This window comes from Salinicoccus siamensis (assembly GCF_055391965.1).
Genome location: NZ_AP043765.1, coordinates 1,092,455 through 1,108,352, shown reverse-complemented (window position 1 = coordinate 1,108,352; position 15,898 = coordinate 1,092,455). Strand labels below are relative to the sequence as shown.

General features: G+C 44.5%; 20 protein-coding genes. All 20 read left to right on the top strand.

Annotated elements, in window-relative coordinates; all coding sequences use genetic code 11:
• The first annotated feature begins 94 nt into the window (after positions 1–94).
• The 20 genes from der (at position 95) to ACZ5LF_RS05645 (ending at position 15,821) form a co-directional block, all read left to right on the top strand.
• Positions 95–1,405, top strand: a complete 1,311-nt coding sequence (gene der / locus ACZ5LF_RS05740; RefSeq protein ID WP_380569508.1) for a ribosome biogenesis GTPase Der — start codon at positions 95–97, stop codon at positions 1,403–1,405.
• Positions 1,406–1,421: 16 nt separating this feature from the next.
• On the top strand, positions 1,422–2,480 hold the full coding sequence (locus ACZ5LF_RS05735) for an NAD(P)H-dependent glycerol-3-phosphate dehydrogenase (RefSeq protein ID WP_380569507.1): 1,059 nt from the start codon (positions 1,422–1,424) through the stop codon (positions 2,478–2,480).
• 4 nt (positions 2,481–2,484) lie between these two features.
• Positions 2,485–2,691 carry a DUF2768 domain-containing protein gene (locus ACZ5LF_RS05730; protein WP_380569506.1) on the top strand — a complete coding sequence of 69 codons (207 nt, stop codon included), beginning with the start codon at positions 2,485–2,487 and terminating at the stop codon, positions 2,689–2,691.
• Positions 2,684–3,406 (top strand): hypothetical protein, encoded by a 723-nt coding sequence (locus ACZ5LF_RS05725; protein WP_380569505.1) that lies wholly within the window; start codon positions 2,684–2,686, stop codon positions 3,404–3,406. The genes ACZ5LF_RS05730 and ACZ5LF_RS05725 overlap by 8 nt, the downstream gene beginning before the upstream one ends.
• A 119-nt stretch (positions 3,407–3,525) precedes the next feature.
• A complete protein-coding gene (locus ACZ5LF_RS05720) occupies positions 3,526–3,798 on the top strand; it encodes an HU family DNA-binding protein (RefSeq protein ID WP_031544853.1) in 273 nt (90 codons plus the stop codon).
• A 59-nt stretch (positions 3,799–3,857) separates the two neighbouring features.
• A complete protein-coding gene (locus ACZ5LF_RS05715; protein WP_380569504.1) occupies positions 3,858–4,349 on the top strand; it encodes a hypothetical protein in 492 nt (163 codons plus the stop codon).
• 11 nt (positions 4,350–4,360) lie between these two features.
• On the top strand, positions 4,361–5,071 hold the full coding sequence (locus ACZ5LF_RS05710) for a demethylmenaquinone methyltransferase (RefSeq protein WP_380569503.1): 711 nt from the start codon (positions 4,361–4,363) through the stop codon (positions 5,069–5,071).
• On the top strand, positions 5,068–6,021 hold the full coding sequence (locus tag ACZ5LF_RS05705; protein WP_380569502.1) for a polyprenyl synthetase family protein: 954 nt from the start codon (positions 5,068–5,070) through the stop codon (positions 6,019–6,021). The genes ACZ5LF_RS05710 and ACZ5LF_RS05705 overlap by 4 nt, the downstream gene beginning before the upstream one ends.
• A 64-nt stretch (positions 6,022–6,085) precedes the next feature.
• On the top strand, positions 6,086–6,532 hold the full coding sequence (gene ndk, locus ACZ5LF_RS05700; RefSeq protein ID WP_380569501.1) for a nucleoside-diphosphate kinase: 447 nt from the start codon (positions 6,086–6,088) through the stop codon (positions 6,530–6,532).
• Between the two features lie 72 nt (positions 6,533–6,604).
• Positions 6,605–7,771, top strand: a complete 1,167-nt coding sequence (gene aroC, locus ACZ5LF_RS05695; RefSeq protein WP_380569500.1) for a chorismate synthase — start codon at positions 6,605–6,607, stop codon at positions 7,769–7,771.
• A complete protein-coding gene (aroB, locus tag ACZ5LF_RS05690) occupies positions 7,772–8,821 on the top strand; it encodes a 3-dehydroquinate synthase (RefSeq protein WP_380569499.1) in 1,050 nt (349 codons plus the stop codon). It abuts the gene before it with no gap.
• Positions 8,818–10,104, top strand: a complete 1,287-nt coding sequence (aroA, locus tag ACZ5LF_RS05685) for a 3-phosphoshikimate 1-carboxyvinyltransferase (protein WP_380569498.1) — start codon at positions 8,818–8,820, stop codon at positions 10,102–10,104. Before aroB ends, aroA begins: the two co-directional genes overlap by 4 nt.
• A 3-nt stretch (positions 10,105–10,107) precedes the next feature.
• A complete protein-coding gene (locus ACZ5LF_RS05680) occupies positions 10,108–11,379 on the top strand; it encodes a tetratricopeptide repeat protein (RefSeq protein WP_380569497.1) in 1,272 nt (423 codons plus the stop codon).
• Positions 11,357–11,827 carry a YpiB family protein gene (locus ACZ5LF_RS05675; RefSeq protein WP_344702973.1) on the top strand — a complete coding sequence of 157 codons (471 nt, stop codon included), beginning with the start codon at positions 11,357–11,359 and terminating at the stop codon, positions 11,825–11,827. The genes ACZ5LF_RS05680 and ACZ5LF_RS05675 overlap by 23 nt, the downstream gene beginning before the upstream one ends.
• A gap of 11 nt (positions 11,828–11,838) precedes the next feature.
• A complete protein-coding gene (locus ACZ5LF_RS05670) occupies positions 11,839–12,273 on the top strand; it encodes a DUF2487 family protein (protein ID WP_380569496.1) in 435 nt (144 codons plus the stop codon).
• A gap of 140 nt (positions 12,274–12,413) precedes the next feature.
• Positions 12,414–12,917, top strand: coding sequence for a ubiquinol-cytochrome c reductase iron-sulfur subunit (locus ACZ5LF_RS05665; protein WP_344702976.1), 504 nt, complete (start codon positions 12,414–12,416; stop codon positions 12,915–12,917).
• Between the two features lie 16 nt (positions 12,918–12,933).
• The gene (gene qcrB / locus ACZ5LF_RS05660) at positions 12,934–13,608 is read left to right on the top strand and encodes a menaquinol-cytochrome c reductase cytochrome b subunit (RefSeq protein ID WP_380569495.1); all 675 of its coding nucleotides are present in this window, start codon (positions 12,934–12,936) and stop codon (positions 13,606–13,608) included.
• A gap of 22 nt (positions 13,609–13,630) precedes the next feature.
• On the top strand, positions 13,631–14,404 hold the full coding sequence (locus tag ACZ5LF_RS05655; protein ID WP_344702980.1) for a menaquinol-cytochrome c reductase cytochrome b/c subunit: 774 nt from the start codon (positions 13,631–13,633) through the stop codon (positions 14,402–14,404).
• Positions 14,405–14,486: 82 nt separating this feature from the next.
• Positions 14,487–15,062 (top strand): DUF1405 domain-containing protein, encoded by a 576-nt coding sequence (locus tag ACZ5LF_RS05650; RefSeq protein ID WP_380569494.1) that lies wholly within the window; start codon positions 14,487–14,489, stop codon positions 15,060–15,062.
• A gap of 42 nt (positions 15,063–15,104) precedes the next feature.
• A complete protein-coding gene (locus tag ACZ5LF_RS05645; protein ID WP_380569493.1) occupies positions 15,105–15,821 on the top strand; it encodes a zinc metallopeptidase in 717 nt (238 codons plus the stop codon).
• The last annotated feature ends 77 nt before the right edge of the window (positions 15,822–15,898 follow it).

The window sequence follows — 15,898 nt, the reverse complement described above, 5'->3', positions numbered from 1 at the left end:
AAAATAATATTGGATACGACCGGATAAAGAGCGATACCATCGCTCTTTATTTTTATTTTTATGTTAAAATAAGCTTAAATATAGGAGGTTACTTATGTATAAACCGACAATTGCCGTAGTAGGCAGGCCCAACGTTGGGAAATCCACATTATTCAACAGGATAATAGGCGAAAGGAAAGCAATAGTTGAAGATACCCCCGGCGTTACAAGAGACCGCCTTTATGCTACAGGCGACTGGTTGAACTATGAATTCAACGTCATTGATACGGGAGGGATAGAGATTAAAGACGAGCCCTTCCAGGAACAGATTAAAATGCAGGCGGAAATCGCCATTTTAGAGGCAGACGTCATAATGATGATCGTCAATGGCAGGGAAGGTGTCACGAATGATGACCTTTTCGTAGCCCGCATTTTGCAGCAGTCCAAAAAACCCGTTGTTTTGGCAGTCAATAAAATCGACAACTTCGAAATGAGAAGTGATATATACGAGTTCTATGAACTTGGTCTCGGCGATCCGTATCCGGTTTCAGGCTCACATGGCCTTGGATTGGGGGATGTTCTCGACCAGGCGGTAGAGCACTTCAAGAATATTGAAACCGACGTGGCCGAAGATGATTCTGTCCGGGTCTCATTGATAGGGCGGCCGAACGTCGGCAAATCAAGCCTTGTGAATGCCATTCTTGGGGAAGAGCGCGTCATCGTTTCCGATGTGGCAGGTACGACCAGGGACGCGATCGACACCGACTACCATTATGATGGAGAACATTATAAACTGGTCGACACTGCCGGAATGAGGAAACGTGGCAAGGTTTATGAGGCTACAGAAAAATACTCTGTTCTTCGTGCCAATCGTGCCATCGAAAGGTCTGATGTTGTCCTTGTCATATTGGATGGGGAAGAGGGCATAATCGAGCAGGATAAGCGCATAGCCGGATTGGCTCATGAAGCGGGGCGCGCCATATTGATCGTCGTCAATAAATGGGACGCGGTGAAAAAGGACGATAAGACTATGAAGAAGTTTGAAGATCAGGTGAGACAGGAATTCCAATTCCTTGATTATGCACCAGTGGCTTTTGTATCCGCTCTTAACAGGTCGCGGTTATCCACGCTCTTCCCACTCATTCGACTGGCTAATGACTCCCATAAGAAAAGGGTGCAATCAAGTACACTCAACGAAGTGCTGGCAGATAGTGTGAGCATGAATCCTACTCCGACAGATAAAGGCCGCAGACTGAATATATTCTATGGTACCCAAGTCAGTGTCGGACCGCCTACTTTTGTGCTTTTCGTCAATGACGTAGAACTGATGCATTTCAGCTATCGTAGATATTTGGAGAATCAGCTGAGGAAGGCTTTTGATTTTACAGGTTCCCCAATCCACATCATCAGCAGAAAAAGAAATTAGGAGGTTTGGTTGACTTATGAAAATTTCATTGATCGGTACCGGCAGTTTCGGCACCAGTTTATCATTGGTGCTTGCAGATAACGGCCACGATGTCATCATTTATGGCCGGAACAATGAAGTCGTCGAAGAAATCAATACAAAACACACCAATTCTTCATATCTGAAGGAAATAGAACTCCCTTCAAGCATCAAGGCAACTGTGGATTTAAATGAGGCACTGTCCCATGCGGAACTGGTGGTTTTGGCCGTCCCTGTCAAGGCTATACGGTCTGTCACCCGGGATATGCATAAGCTGTTGGAAACTTTGGGTAGGAAAGTTCAAATAGTGCATGTCGCCAAAGGACTTGAACTCGGCACCCACCTCAGAGTGTCTAAAGTCATTGCTGAAGAAACCACTACTGATACGGTTAAAGACATTTCCGTAATGAGTGGTCCGAGCCACGCGGAAGAAGTGGCCAAAAGATCACCTACGACCGTTAGTGTGGCATCTGCACAGCCGGAATATGCTAAAATCGTCCAGGATGTCTTTATGAACAGCTATTTCAGAGTTTACGATAATGATGATATGGTGGGGGTTGAAATCGGTGGTGCCCTGAAGAACATCATTGCCCTTTCCATAGGCGTCATCCATGGGTTGGGGTTTGGCGACAACGCGAAAGCTGCAGTCATCACACGCGGACTTCAGGAGATCGCCCGCCTCGGGACACGTATGGGTGCTGATCCACTCACATTTACAGGGCTTGCTGGTATGGGAGATCTCATCGTCACAGCAACGAGCATGCACTCCAGAAACTATAGGTGTGGCATAATGCTGTCGGAAGGCAAGAGTGTAGAGCAGGCCCAAGAGGAGATGGGCATGGTCGTTGAAGGCGTCAATACGACACGTGCCGCTTATGAGCTTGCTGCAGAATATGAAGTCGAGATGCCGATAACAAAAGTGCTTTACCAGTTCCTGTTTGAAGAAATGAGCGAAGAAGAGGCGACTTATGCCCTGATGCTTCGTGAGAGGACTGGAGAGACGGATAAGCTGAAAGAAGTTATGGGAAAACAAAACAAAGAATGGACTAGAGAGTGATCAAATGTTTGATATATCAAGAATGGATCTTATGTGGATATCCTTCTATTCAATAGGGGCGATGGCTCTGGCAGCCGTCCTCATCTATGTAGCAAGGTATAAAATGAATCAAGGGATTTTCAGTTTCATCGTCTCAATGATTGCATGGGCCCTTCTGATCATTGCATTTCTGTTGATGATTCCTGTACTGGGGGGTAGTACCCATGCATAGATGGAGAATGCTGGTGATGATCATCATCAGTACCATATTCATGGCCGGTTGCCTTTATCCGGAATCCGAAAAGGCGGAGCGCCAAATGCCTGATGAGACACAGATCCAGATGGTGCAGAACGCAGTGGATCTATTCAGTCAGGATTCTGGAGGCCTTTTGCCCATTAAAACTAAAGAAGGCCAGCGCGAATACTTGGAATACCAAATCGACTTTGAGAAACTTGTGCCCGATTATCTGGAGAAACGACCGGAAAACTCCTATGAAATGGGCGGACACTATCAATATGTCGTCATAGACGCTGAGGACGACCCGAAAGTTAAGCTTGCCGATCTGAGGATCACTGAGGAGGTGCGTTCTCTACGTTTGCGGTTAAATGCAATGGGGGAACATGTTGAACTGGATGAACAGATTGATCCGAATGTATACCCACTTGATTTGAAATTCTACAACTTGGAATCAAACCCTACGGTAAAAAGCCCTTATACTGGAGCGGCATTGAATGTCTACTACAACGGTGGGGAAGAATTCATTGTAGACTACAGGGAGGACATCGGAAAAATAATCAAGGAGAATGATCTCTCTTTTGAAACTGGAGATGATGTACGCAGTGTGTTGTACGAATACACACCCATAGTGCCGGTCTATTCCCCAGAAATCACAGTTGATGAGAATAATAATCCAATCTTCATGACAAACCGGTCAAAAGGTGATTAATACGCCTTTTTTTGGTCATAAAACTTCCAAATGCGTTGCAGTGCCCCGGCCACTGTGTTAAAGTCAAAACATAATGATAATGAGCATTATCATTATAGTTATATAAGGAGGTGGACCTAATGAACAAAACAGATTTGATCAATGCTGTCAGTGATCAGGCTGACTTGACTAAAAAAGAAGCAGGTGCTGCTGTAGATGCAGTATTTGACACTATTCAGGAATCACTTAAAAATGGTGAGAAAGTACAACTGATTGGTTTCGGTAACTTCGAAGTACGTGAACGTTCTGCAAGAAAAGGACGCAATCCACAATCTGGAGAAGAAATTGAAATTGCAGCATCGAAAGTTCCAGCTTTCAAAGCAGGTAAAGCACTTAAAGATGCAGTAAAATAATTAATTATTTTAGGCCTAACATATGGTTAGGTCTATTAATTTATAAGGTGATATTTTTCATGGATGCTCTAAGAAAAGAACTCATATCAGACCTCGGTTACCATTCACATATACTTGATATACATAACGATCCCTTCTTCGATTTCTTTTCAGATAATGCTCATACTTTCCAAAACCCCCATGTGAATGAAGCGGTCCTCTTCTTTAATACTGCACTCAATTTTCTGGATACACCATCTGATGACAGCAGGGAACTTGGTGTGCTCGTAGGAGACTATCTCTTCAGTAAATTTTATTTGAAGCTCGCTGAACATGAGGAATATGAAGTGCTCCATGATATGATGAACATGTCGAAGTCTTTGAGTTCTACAAAGTCAGAATTGGCGCTCAAGGAGTCCAGTCCTCAACTTGAAGAGCTTAAATGGCTCCTGTATGGTCCGATGCTGTACTTGATCAAGCATGGCTATGCGGATGATTCACTCAATGATGTCATTGATGAACGGATTAAAAACCTGAACATCACTTCATTGCCATACATAAATCATAAGTAAAGGTGAGGTCAATGGATAAAGAGAAAAAAGTACAGAATATATTCAACACCATCTCAGGCGACTATGACAGGATGAACGATATCATCAGCTTCAACCAACATAATATCTGGCGCAATCGCACGATGAAGGAAATGTTCGTCAAAAATGACCACCGGGTGCTCGATGTCTGCTGTGGCACTGGCGATTGGACCATACAGCTTTCTAAAGTGGCTCCAGGTGCCCAGATTACCGGTTTGGACTTCAGCGAAAAAATGCTTGAGGTTGCTGCGCAAAAAGTTGAAGACTATGAGAATATAGAATTGATCCAAGGCAATGCCATGTCATTGCCTTTTGATGACGATTATTTCGACTACATTACCATCGGCTTCGGTCTGAGAAATCTGCCTGACTACCATAAAGCAATCACGGAATTTTATCGCGTACTCAAACCTGGCGGTAAGTTGGTGATACTTGAGACATCCAACCCTGAAAATCATCTCATCAACAAAGGCTTCAACCTATATTTCGGTAAGGTGATGCCAGCGTTGGGCGGAATCATTGCAAACCGTACCAAGGAATATGAATGGCTTTACGAATCGACAAGCACCTTCCTTACAAAGGATGGACTAAAAGCATTAATGGCCGAAAATGGCTTTGTAAACATAAAAGTCATCAGGCACACTTTGGGCACGGCAGCCACCCATATCGGGTATAAGCCCATCGAATGGACGGGGTCGCTGTGAAAACAGTCAAAGAGTATCTCTCCTCAGATTTTGAGAAGATAAATACACTGATTAAAAAAAATCTGGCGCCAAATAATGTGCTTGTCAATAATAAGAGTTATGAGCTTTTCATGTCGGGCGGTAAAAAAATAAGGCCTACATTCACACTTCTTGCAGGAAAGCTTGGCGACCCGAATAGATTTGAAGATGTGCTAAAAGCTGGCGCCAGTCTTGAGCTCATTCATATGGCCAGCCTGGTGCATGATGACATCATCGACAACAGTAAAATGCGCAGAGGCAAAACGACGGTGTACTATGAACATGGCTATCTTCAAGCCATAAATACAGGCAACTATCTGCTGTCCACTTCAATTTCGCTTGTCAGTACGATAAAACATAAGGAATTGCATAGGTCTTTTTCCGAAACGATAAGAGATCTGGTCGATGGAGAACTATTTCAGCTTGACCAGCAGTTCAATGCGCATCAGACGCTTGATGACTATTATCGGAAAATATACCGAAAAACTGCACTTCTCATCGAGCTCAGCATTAAAATGGGCGGATATGCTTCCGGACTGTCCTCACACACACTCAACCATCTGATCGAATACGGCTATCATATAGGTATGAGCTTCCAGATTATAGATGACTGCCTTGATTTCATAGGGGATGAAAAGAACCTGGGGAAACCGAAGTTTTCAGATATGGAGAATGGCCATTATACACTGCCCGTCCTTTTGCACCGGAATCGTGATGCATCTTTCAGGGATAGGCTGGAAGCATTCAGTAAGGATGGAGAATACCTTGAGGGGTTGATAGAAACGCTCCTTGCCTCAGACGCAATTGAACAATCCTTGTCAATCAGCTCCCAACATATTGAGAAAGCCCGGGAAGCCATAAGAAATATAGACTCTCCAATCAGGGAATATTTGATGGAAATAGCAGAAAAGCTTGCGAATCGTCCAAATTGAATTGAAATAACAAAAATAATAGTGTTAAAATGATGAAGAATAGAAAAAAAGGAGTTTTTGAATAATGGAAAAGACGTTTCTAATGATCAAACCTGACGGGGTACAAAGAAATCTTATCGGTACCATCGTCGAGCGACTCGAAAACAAAGGTTTTAAAATTGCTGGTGCTAAATTGATGCATGTATCTGAAGAGCTTGCGAAAACACACTATCAGGAACATGCAGACAAACCATTCTTTGGAGAGTTGGTGGACTTCATCACTTCAGGTCCAGTTTTCGCCATGGTACTCGAAGGTGAAAATGTAATCGATACTGCTCGCCTTGTGGTAGGCTCCACAAACCCTCAACAAGCAGCACCAGGCACAATCCGTGGAGATTTCGGCCTTACAGTCGGCAAAAACATCATCCACGGTTCTGACTCGAAAGAGAGTGCAGAACGTGAAATTTCTCTATTCTTCAACGACAGTGAAGTATTGGATTACAACTTGTCCAACACTGACTGGATCTACTAGTAGATCTTAATACAAGCTGGGTAATCTACTCAGCTTTTTTTAGTATAAAAAATTAAATGGGAGGCTATTTACATGAGATTTTTGACAGCAGGGGAGTCGCACGGCCCAAAATTATCCGCAATAGTTGAAGGGTTTCCATCCAATCTTCCGATTGATAAGGAAAGGATGACGCAAGAACTGCTCAAACGGCAGGGGGGCTACGGTAGAGGACGTCGCATGCAGATCGAAAAGGATACCTTCCAGTTCGGGAGTGGCATCCGACACGGCAAAACACTCGGAAGCCCGATAATGATTGAAATCATCAATGATGATTTCAAACACTGGAGTAAAATCATGGGAAGCGAGCCTCTCACTCCAGAAGAACAGGAATCACTGAGGCGTGTCATCACCAAACCGCGTCCCGGCCATGCGGATCTCGTTGGTGGGATGAAGTACAATGTACGGGACCTCCGCAATATACTTGAGCGCTCCTCCGCGAGGGAAACTGCTGCACGTGTAGCAGTAGGTGCGTTGAGCAAGGAACTGCTGCATGCACTCGACATCCGCATCTACAGCCGCGTCAATCAGATCGGCAGCGTCGAAGATTCAGGCGACTACAGTATAGAAGAGCGTCGCGACCTTCCAGCCGAATCATCAGTCCGTATGGTGTCAGAAGAGAAGACCAAGGAAGCGGAAGCTTTGATAGATGAAACGAAAAAACAAGGGAACTCGATCGGCGGCATTGTGGAAGTCATCGTTGAAAATCCACTTCCTGGGCTTGGGAGCCATGTCCATTATGATCGTAAACTCGATGGCAAGATTGCAGGCAGCATCATCAGCATAAATGCCTTCAAAGGTGTAGAATTCGGCATCGGATTCAGGGCAGGGTCCACTCCAGGTTCTGAAGTCCAGGATGAGATCCTCTATACCGAGGAAAGAGGGTACCATAGACGCACCAACAACCTCGGCGGTTTCGAAGGCGGCATGACGACAGGAATGCCGATTATCGTAAAAGCTGTAATGAAGCCGATTCCAACATTATACAAGCCTCTATTCAGTGTAGACATCAACACTAAGGAACCATTCAAAGCAACAATAGAACGTAGTGACGCTTGTGCAGTTCCTGCTGCATCTGTAGTATGTGAACATATGGTGGCCATTGAAATGGCACGCGCTGTGCTCGAGAAATTCCCTCATGATGACTTCAGCGAACTTCTCGCTGCTGTAGAACAATACAAGGAAAGAACAAAGGAGTACTAGATGGATATAGAGACCACCTATAATGACAACAACTATACGATTCATATAGGCTGGGGGATATTGGAAGAGAAACTTTTGAAGTACACGGCGCACTATGGAACAATCCACACATTGGTGGACCAGAGCGTCTACACCCTCTACTCCAGCACCATTGATGCTTTGGTCGACCAACCCATTATATTGGAAGTTGGCGAAAAATCCAAAAACTTCCAATCCTATGCCCATGTTATGGAAACACTCCTCTCTAAAGGCATCCACAGAAATGATCTGATCATTGTGATTGGCGGCGGTGCTTCTGGTGACGTTGGTGGTTTTATTGCATCTACTGTATTGAGGGGCGTAGACTATATCCAGATACCGACAACGCTTCTGGCACATGATTCATCAATAGGCGGAAAGACTGCTATAAACAGTGCCCACGGCAAAAACTTAATTGGTACATTCTATAGGCCTCAAGCCGTCATATATGATTTGAGTTTCCTGAAGACATTACCCCAGGAAGAACTGAGAAGCGGATTTGGGGAAATCTTCAAGCATGCATTGCTCGACGGAGAGGACACTGTTCATTCATTGATGTCAAAAACCACCGAAAACATCCAGTTAGAGAGTCTGGAACCGTATATCATAAGTGGTATAAGAACGAAGATGCGGCATGTCACACAGGACGAAAAAGAGGCAGGTATAAGAAGATACCTTAATCTTGGACATACATTCGGCCATGCAATAGAATACAATGACAAACTTCCCCATGGCGTAGCAGTGGTACTTGGCCTCTATATTATGATGCATGTGTCAAATTCAAACTCAAACGTTCAAGTGTTTGAGCTATCATCCTATTACAAGTACTTCAAACGGCTCGGTTATCCGATGGATACTCTAAAGCATATGGATGTTGAAAAGCTGATCGCCCTTATGTCGAAGGATAAGAAGAATCAGGATGACGCGAGCATCGGTTTCATTTTAATGACGGAGATAGGGGTGTGCCACTATCAACAAATCGCAAAGGAGCACTTGACCCAGCTCCTTGAAGAATTAAAGGAGACATTATGAAAACATTGATGAACAGCCGGTTTTACGGCACCCGGAAAGTTCCAGGCGACAAATCGATCACCCATAGAAGCCTTATGTTCGCTTCATTGGCAAAGGGGATCTCCCATGTCAAAGACCCTCTCCTCAGCGCAGACACATATGCTACAAAGGCATGTATGGAGTCTCTGGGCGTCGAAATAGTGGCTGAGCCCGAAGGGTGGAAAGTCGATTCTCCAGGAAGAAAGCACCTTCAATCCCCTAATGCACCATTATATACCGGTAATTCCGGTACTACCGCCAGGTTGTTGACTGGAATGATTGCCGGAATTGGACTGGAAGCTGAAATAATAGGGGATGCTTCCATATCGAAGCGCCCAATGGACCGCATTAAAGCCCCCCTTGAACAGATGGGCGCGCGCATTGCCCTGAAGAATGACAAATACCCTCCAATCAAGATAAGCAAGGCTGAGCTGTCACCCATATCATATACTATGCCGGTCGCAAGTGCACAAGTTAAAAGTGCACTGCTTCTTGCGGGATTGTTTGTTGAGGGCAAAAGCGTCATAACCGAACCCTCGCCATCCAGGAACCACAGTGAGCTCATGTTGGCGGAATTTGGGGCCGACATCTCGGTTGATGATCATGTAATCACATTGGATGGTGGTAAAGAGTTGAGCCCTGCCGATGTAGTAGTGCCTGGAGATATATCTTCGGCGGCGTTCCTACTGGTGTTGGCGACCCTTAAACCAGGTTCCGACATCACCATCGAGAACGTCTCCCTCAATGAAACACGTTCTGGCATTATAGATGTGTTGGAGATGATGGAAGCTGACATCACCGTTGAACCCACCTCGACGACAGGTGAACCCATTGGAAACATCCGCGCTGTCTATACCCCCAAATTGAAAGGCTTTGAAATCTCAGGAGCACTCATCCCAAGATTAATTGATGAAATCCCGATCCTGACACTACTGGCCGCCCATAGTGATGGACCATGCACGGTAAGGGATGCTGTAGAGCTCAGATATAAAGAGACAGATCGGATTCGCGCCGTCATCGATGAGTTATCAAAATTCGGATTCGAATTTACGGAATACAATGATGGATTTACAGTTTCCCTAGAAAAAATTCACCTGGCAGAGGGAGTGTCCATGAGAGGATATGGCGACCATCGGATCATCATGATGCTGATTGTGTTGGGAATCGTGATGGACCAACCACTTGATATAGATGATATGGCGGCCATAGATATTTCCTATCCGGATTTTATGGCAGACCTCGAGGCATTAAGAAAGGATGCATAGCATATGCAAAATCAGATTTATGAAGTAGTTGACCTTTTGAGGAAAGGGGAACACCCGGAATCAAAATTGAATGAGGTATTGGCTGAAGTTCCTCGGCTGACGGAAGAGGAAGACCTGGAAGCCTTATTCATACTTGGTGATGCCCTCATGTCACTAGGTCTCCATAAAGAAGGGGAGACCGTATTCACCCATTTGAATGCGCATGTTGGGCATGATGATGAAGTGTTGTCTTACCTTATAGACATCATGATAACTGACGGCCGACTGGATGAGGCTTTGAGCTTGGTGAACAGTGCTGAGAAAACGCCCGCTATCCTTATATTGAAAGCTGAAATATTCCAGCAGCTCAACATGAATGACGTAGCCGTCAAATCGCTTCACGAAGCTAAAATGCTTTCTGATGATCCGATACTGGATTTTGGTTTGGCAGAAATCCACTATCAGGATGGACAATTTCCGGAAGCGATCCGCTTCTATGAAATGCTCACCGCAAATGATATCAATGAAGTGAATGGTATCGAACTTAATCTACGCTTGGCAGAACTTCATATGAATCAACTTGAGCTCGAGTCCGCCAAAGATTATTTTGAAGCTGTAGACGAGTCCAAATACACCAATGACGACCTTTACCGCAAGGCATTGCTCAACTATCAGCTCCAATCATATGAATCTGCCAAACAACTACTCGGTAAGGTCATCGAGAACGAACCTTACTTCGTCAACTCCTATATTCTACTGATGAACATATATGAAACGGAACATGATCTCGAAGCGGCTAAAGATCTGCTTAAAAGATATATTCTGGAAGATGATACGGATGCGCTCTTCTTTTTCCATTTGGGCCGTCTACATTTCAGGAGTGGAGAGTCTGACGAAGCCATCACAAACTTCAGTCGTGCAATAGCACTCGATGAAGATTATGATGATGCCTACCTGATGCTTTTTGAAACCTTATTGAAATCATCAAGGACAGATGAAATAGGGGCCTACACCTCGAATCTCGATATCCATGCGTTGTCTGGAGAAAGTCTGTATCTGTTGGCCAAGATCCAACAGGAAAATGAAAATGACGATGATGCTTTATCGCTATATCAGGAAGCCGCAATGCTCATCGGAGACTCGGTGGAATTCTACACGGATTATTATGGTTACCTGACAGAGATCAGGCATCCTTCAAGAATGGAAGTATTGGATAAACTCAGGCTGATTGAACCTGACAATGTCGAATGGCAGTTTGAAAAGGAGAGGTTGGATGACGAATACGATGAAATATAGAAAAGACTTCATTGACTATATTTTATATAATTATGATTTTGATGACCGTATCGCGGTATGGATCTTAAACTTCATCAAATCGCATCCAGATATCTCAAGTAACATCCACTTTCAAGATGACCAGGAGATAGAACGTCACCTCAAAGTCGCTTCATCAGGACAAGGTCCAACACTCATGCTTGAGAAGGGGAATACGATCACTGTAGATGGTGAAGTGATTTTCCATGAATTGAATATGAATCAGGATGAGCCTTTGCTGCTTACTTTCAGGCTAGGATATGAGGATAACCGTTATGAACAAATAAAGGAACTTGAATCCTCCCTGGACGAAGAGTTGATGGCCCTCAGCCGTACTGCCGTGCTAAGTCAGATTGATGAGGCCCTGGACAGGAAAGACCACGACCGTTTCATAAAATTGACCGATTACTTGCAGAAAACAAACCGATAGGAGGGCACCTGATGCTTTATAACCATCAAGATCTCAATGTACTCAAAGATGAAATTGAATTTGTGGATACGGCTGTCATCCCCTTTGCGTATGGGGATATGGACGAAGATCCTAAAATGCACGCAAGCGATATGGAAATGATGCAGATGATTACTGTTCATCTTGAGAAACAATTCAAAGGCAGACTCTTCATTACACCTGCAGTCGTTACCGTCAATGGCATCACGGCTGTTGTAGAAGACTATTCTGAGCAGCTCCGCAACTATGGCTTCAAAAAAATCATCATTCTTTCCCATAATGTGCCTCAGGTAGAAGGGACACACGGCATACAATTGAACCACATCCCCTTGGAGGATATGTCTGCAGATATGAAGATGAACCTCATCGATGATGAGGTCAAAGATACGATGAAACAAATCATTGCGGTATGGAACAATAAAAAATAGGTGTTTTTACACCATTATGCTTTAGGCCGTTATCAAAACTTGATATACGTTATTGACCGGCCTCATCTAATAGGCTAAAATTGAACTGTCCTAGTTATATTAATATGTAAAAGAACGCGCGTTTGAGGGGGGAAATACGAATGTCGCAAAAAGTAACAAGACGCCAATTTCTGAACTATTCCCTGATGGGGGTCGGTTCATTCATGGCTGCCGGCATAATACTACCTATGGGAAGATTTGCCGTCGATCCATTGTTCCAAGGTGAAGCAGAAGGTGCTATGATCACAACGAGCATCAAAGTCGATGAGATCACTGAAGAGCCTACGAAGGTCGACTTTTCCTTTGAGCAGCAGGATGGCTGGTATAAGAGTGAAGTGACTGACTTCGCCTGGGTGTATAAGGACGGAGATAAGCTCATAGCGTTATCACCGGTATGTAAGCACCTCGGTTGTACAGTGACTTGGGCGGGTGATGATGCAAACCCGAATCGTTTCTTCTGTCCATGCCATAATGGACTTTACGAGAAAAATGGTAAGAATGTTCCGGGTACTCCTCCAAGAGGACCATTGGATCAGTATGAAGTCGGCAAGTCCGATGGTTTTATTACAATAGGCGAATTGAAGCCTAACGAACTGGTGAATTAATATAGGAGGGAATAATGTGCTTAATAGAATCTATGATTGGATAGACGATCGCATGGACATCACTCCTATATGGAGGGATGTCGCTGACCACGAAGTGCCGGAACACGTTAACCCTGCCTACCACTTCTCAGCATTCGTCTATTGTTTCGGAGGGTTAACATTCTTCATCACTGTTATTCAAGTATTGTCGGGCATGTTCCTGACAATGTATTATGTCCCGGACATCGTCAATGCTTGGAATTCCGTCTACTATCTGCAACATGATGTTGCTGCAGGACTTATAGTAAGAGGGATGCACCACTGGGGCGCAAGTCTGGTCGTAGTGATGATATTCCTACATACGCTCAGGGTATTCTTTACCGGATCGTATAAAGCACCACGTGAACTCAACTGGGTCGTTGGTGTACTGCTGTTCCTCGTCATGCTTGGGCTGGCGTTCACAGGCTACCTGCTGCCATGGGATATGAAAGCATTGTTTGCCACAAAAGTAGGTTTGGAAATTGCAGAGAGTGTACCGTTCGTCGGTGAATGGATTAAGACGTTGCTTGCTGGTGATGAACAGATCATCGGTGCCCAGACATTGACACGTTTCTTTGCCATCCATGTATTCTTCCTGCCTGCTGCTCTATTTGTACTGATGGCTATCCACTTCATCATGATACGTAGACAAGGCATCTCAGGACCACTATAGGAATCAAGGGAGGTAAATTGATATGAAACGTGGAAAAGGGCTGACTTTTGTCGGCGATTCCAGAATACAAAAGTATGAAAAGCCAAAACTAAATCGCGACTATTCAGAATTTCCTGGTCGCACGGAAGAATTCTATCCTGATTTCCTTCTGAAAGAATGGGTGACTGGTTCGGTTTTCCTTATAGGGTTCCTATGTTTGACAGTGGCCGATCCTGCGCCGCTTGAGCGTATAGCAGATCCTACCGACACTGGTTATATACCGTTACCTGACTGGTATTTCCTGTTCCTTTATCAGATACTCAAATACTCATACGCATCCGGCCCGTTCAACATCATCGGCGCAATCGTCATTCCGGGGCTTGGTGTAGGTGCATTGCTTCTTGCACCATGGCTTGACAACAATAAAGAACGCCTCTGGTCAAAACGTCCAGTCGCTTCTGCAATGATGCTGATTTCTTTTGCGATTATTTTCTATACTACATGGGAATCAGTGGCATACCACGACTGGGAGACACAGAATCAGCAAGGGGAGATCGTATTCTCCAACTTGGATACTGAAGACCCTGTCTACCAGAACCTCATCAAAACGAACTGTACAAGTTGCCACGGCGGTGAGCTGACCGGTGCTTCAGGTCCAAACCTGGTTGAAGCCGATCTCGCTCCTGAAACTGTACAGGCATTCGTAGAGAACGGCTCAGGGGATATGCCAGCATTCAAAGATCAACTTTCAGACGATGAAATAAAGCAAATCTCAGAATTTGTAGCAAACCTTGAAGAAACTTCAGAAGACGAATAAGTTCTTCTGGGAGCGTCACGCTACAGATCGATAAGTCAAAAAGCCCTAGGAATAGGGCTTTTTTTAATAAGGGAATGTTTATATGTATAAGCTACTGGACCTAATGTACAACAGGGCTTTTTTATTGCTCCTGCTCATTTCAAATATACTCGGGACTTTGTATGGGTATTGGTGGTATAGGGGACAGCTGGGTTCAACCGAATGGTACTTCATGCCTTTCGTCCCGGATAGTCCGACGGCCACGCTTTTCCTATGCATAGTTATCGTGCTGATTCTCCTCGGCAAAAGATGGGGGCTGATGGATGCGCTTGCCTTTACTACGCTTATAAAATACGGCGTATGGGCAGTGGTGATGAACTTCCTGACTTTCATAGAAACAGGTTTTGTTTCGTGGATAGGACTTATGCTTATAGCGAGCCACAGCATAATGGCTATACAAGCTTTCCTATTCCTGCCACATCTTGAAATAAAACAGAGTCATTTCTATATCACTGCAATATGGCTGTTCCATAATGACGTGGTGGATTATGTCTATAATCAATACCCCGTATATGGTAATCTCGTCCAATACCAGGATCATATCGGGTATTTTTCGTTCTGGCTGAGTGTGTTGGTGCTGGTGCTGCTACAACAACTGGTAGAAAGGCGTTCTGATTGACGGGATACTGAAATTTGAAGTAAAATAAAGTATGTAAAAATAATGGAGGTTGGAATACACGTGTATATCATTCTATATTTTGTAGTCCTTATGGTTGTTCCAATGCTCGCACAAATGAATGTAAAATCCACATTCAATAAGTATTCCCGTGTGCGGTCAACCAGCGGCCTGACAGGACGTGAAGTCGCAGAGGAAATCTTGAAGGAAAATGGCATCTATGACGTGTCCATTGAAAGAGGCAGAGGATTTCTGAGCGACTACTACGATCCCAAGAATAAAAAACTAGTTCTATCCCCACACAACTATGATACGCCTAGTGTTGCCGGAACCGCGGTAGCAGCACACGAAGTGGGGCACGCAATCCAACATGCAACAGGATATGCTTTTCTGAACTTCCGCTCCGCATTGTTCCCACTCGCCCAAATCGGCAGTAATTTCTCGTACTTCCTCATCATTGCAGGAATGCTCATCACCTATGCACAAAGCAATGCAGGTGGTGGACTGGGTGAAATGCTCCTATGGGGCGGTATCGCACTTATGGCTTTTGCAGTACTCTTCCAGGTGGTCACGCTACCGGTCGAGTTCGATGCTTCAAAACGCGCCATGAACCAGATAGAGACTTTGAATATCGTCAATGAGAAGGAATACCGTCATGCAAAGAAGGTCTTGAATGCTGCGGCCATGACTTATGTCGCTGCGACTGCTGTCGCTGTGGCAGAACTGGTACGGTTCATCCTCATTGCACGTGGAAGCAATTGATAGTTTTTCTGGAACCCTTTTGGAGGGTTCCTTTTTTATTTATCTTGAACTCTGGTAAAATGATGATGATATGAAGT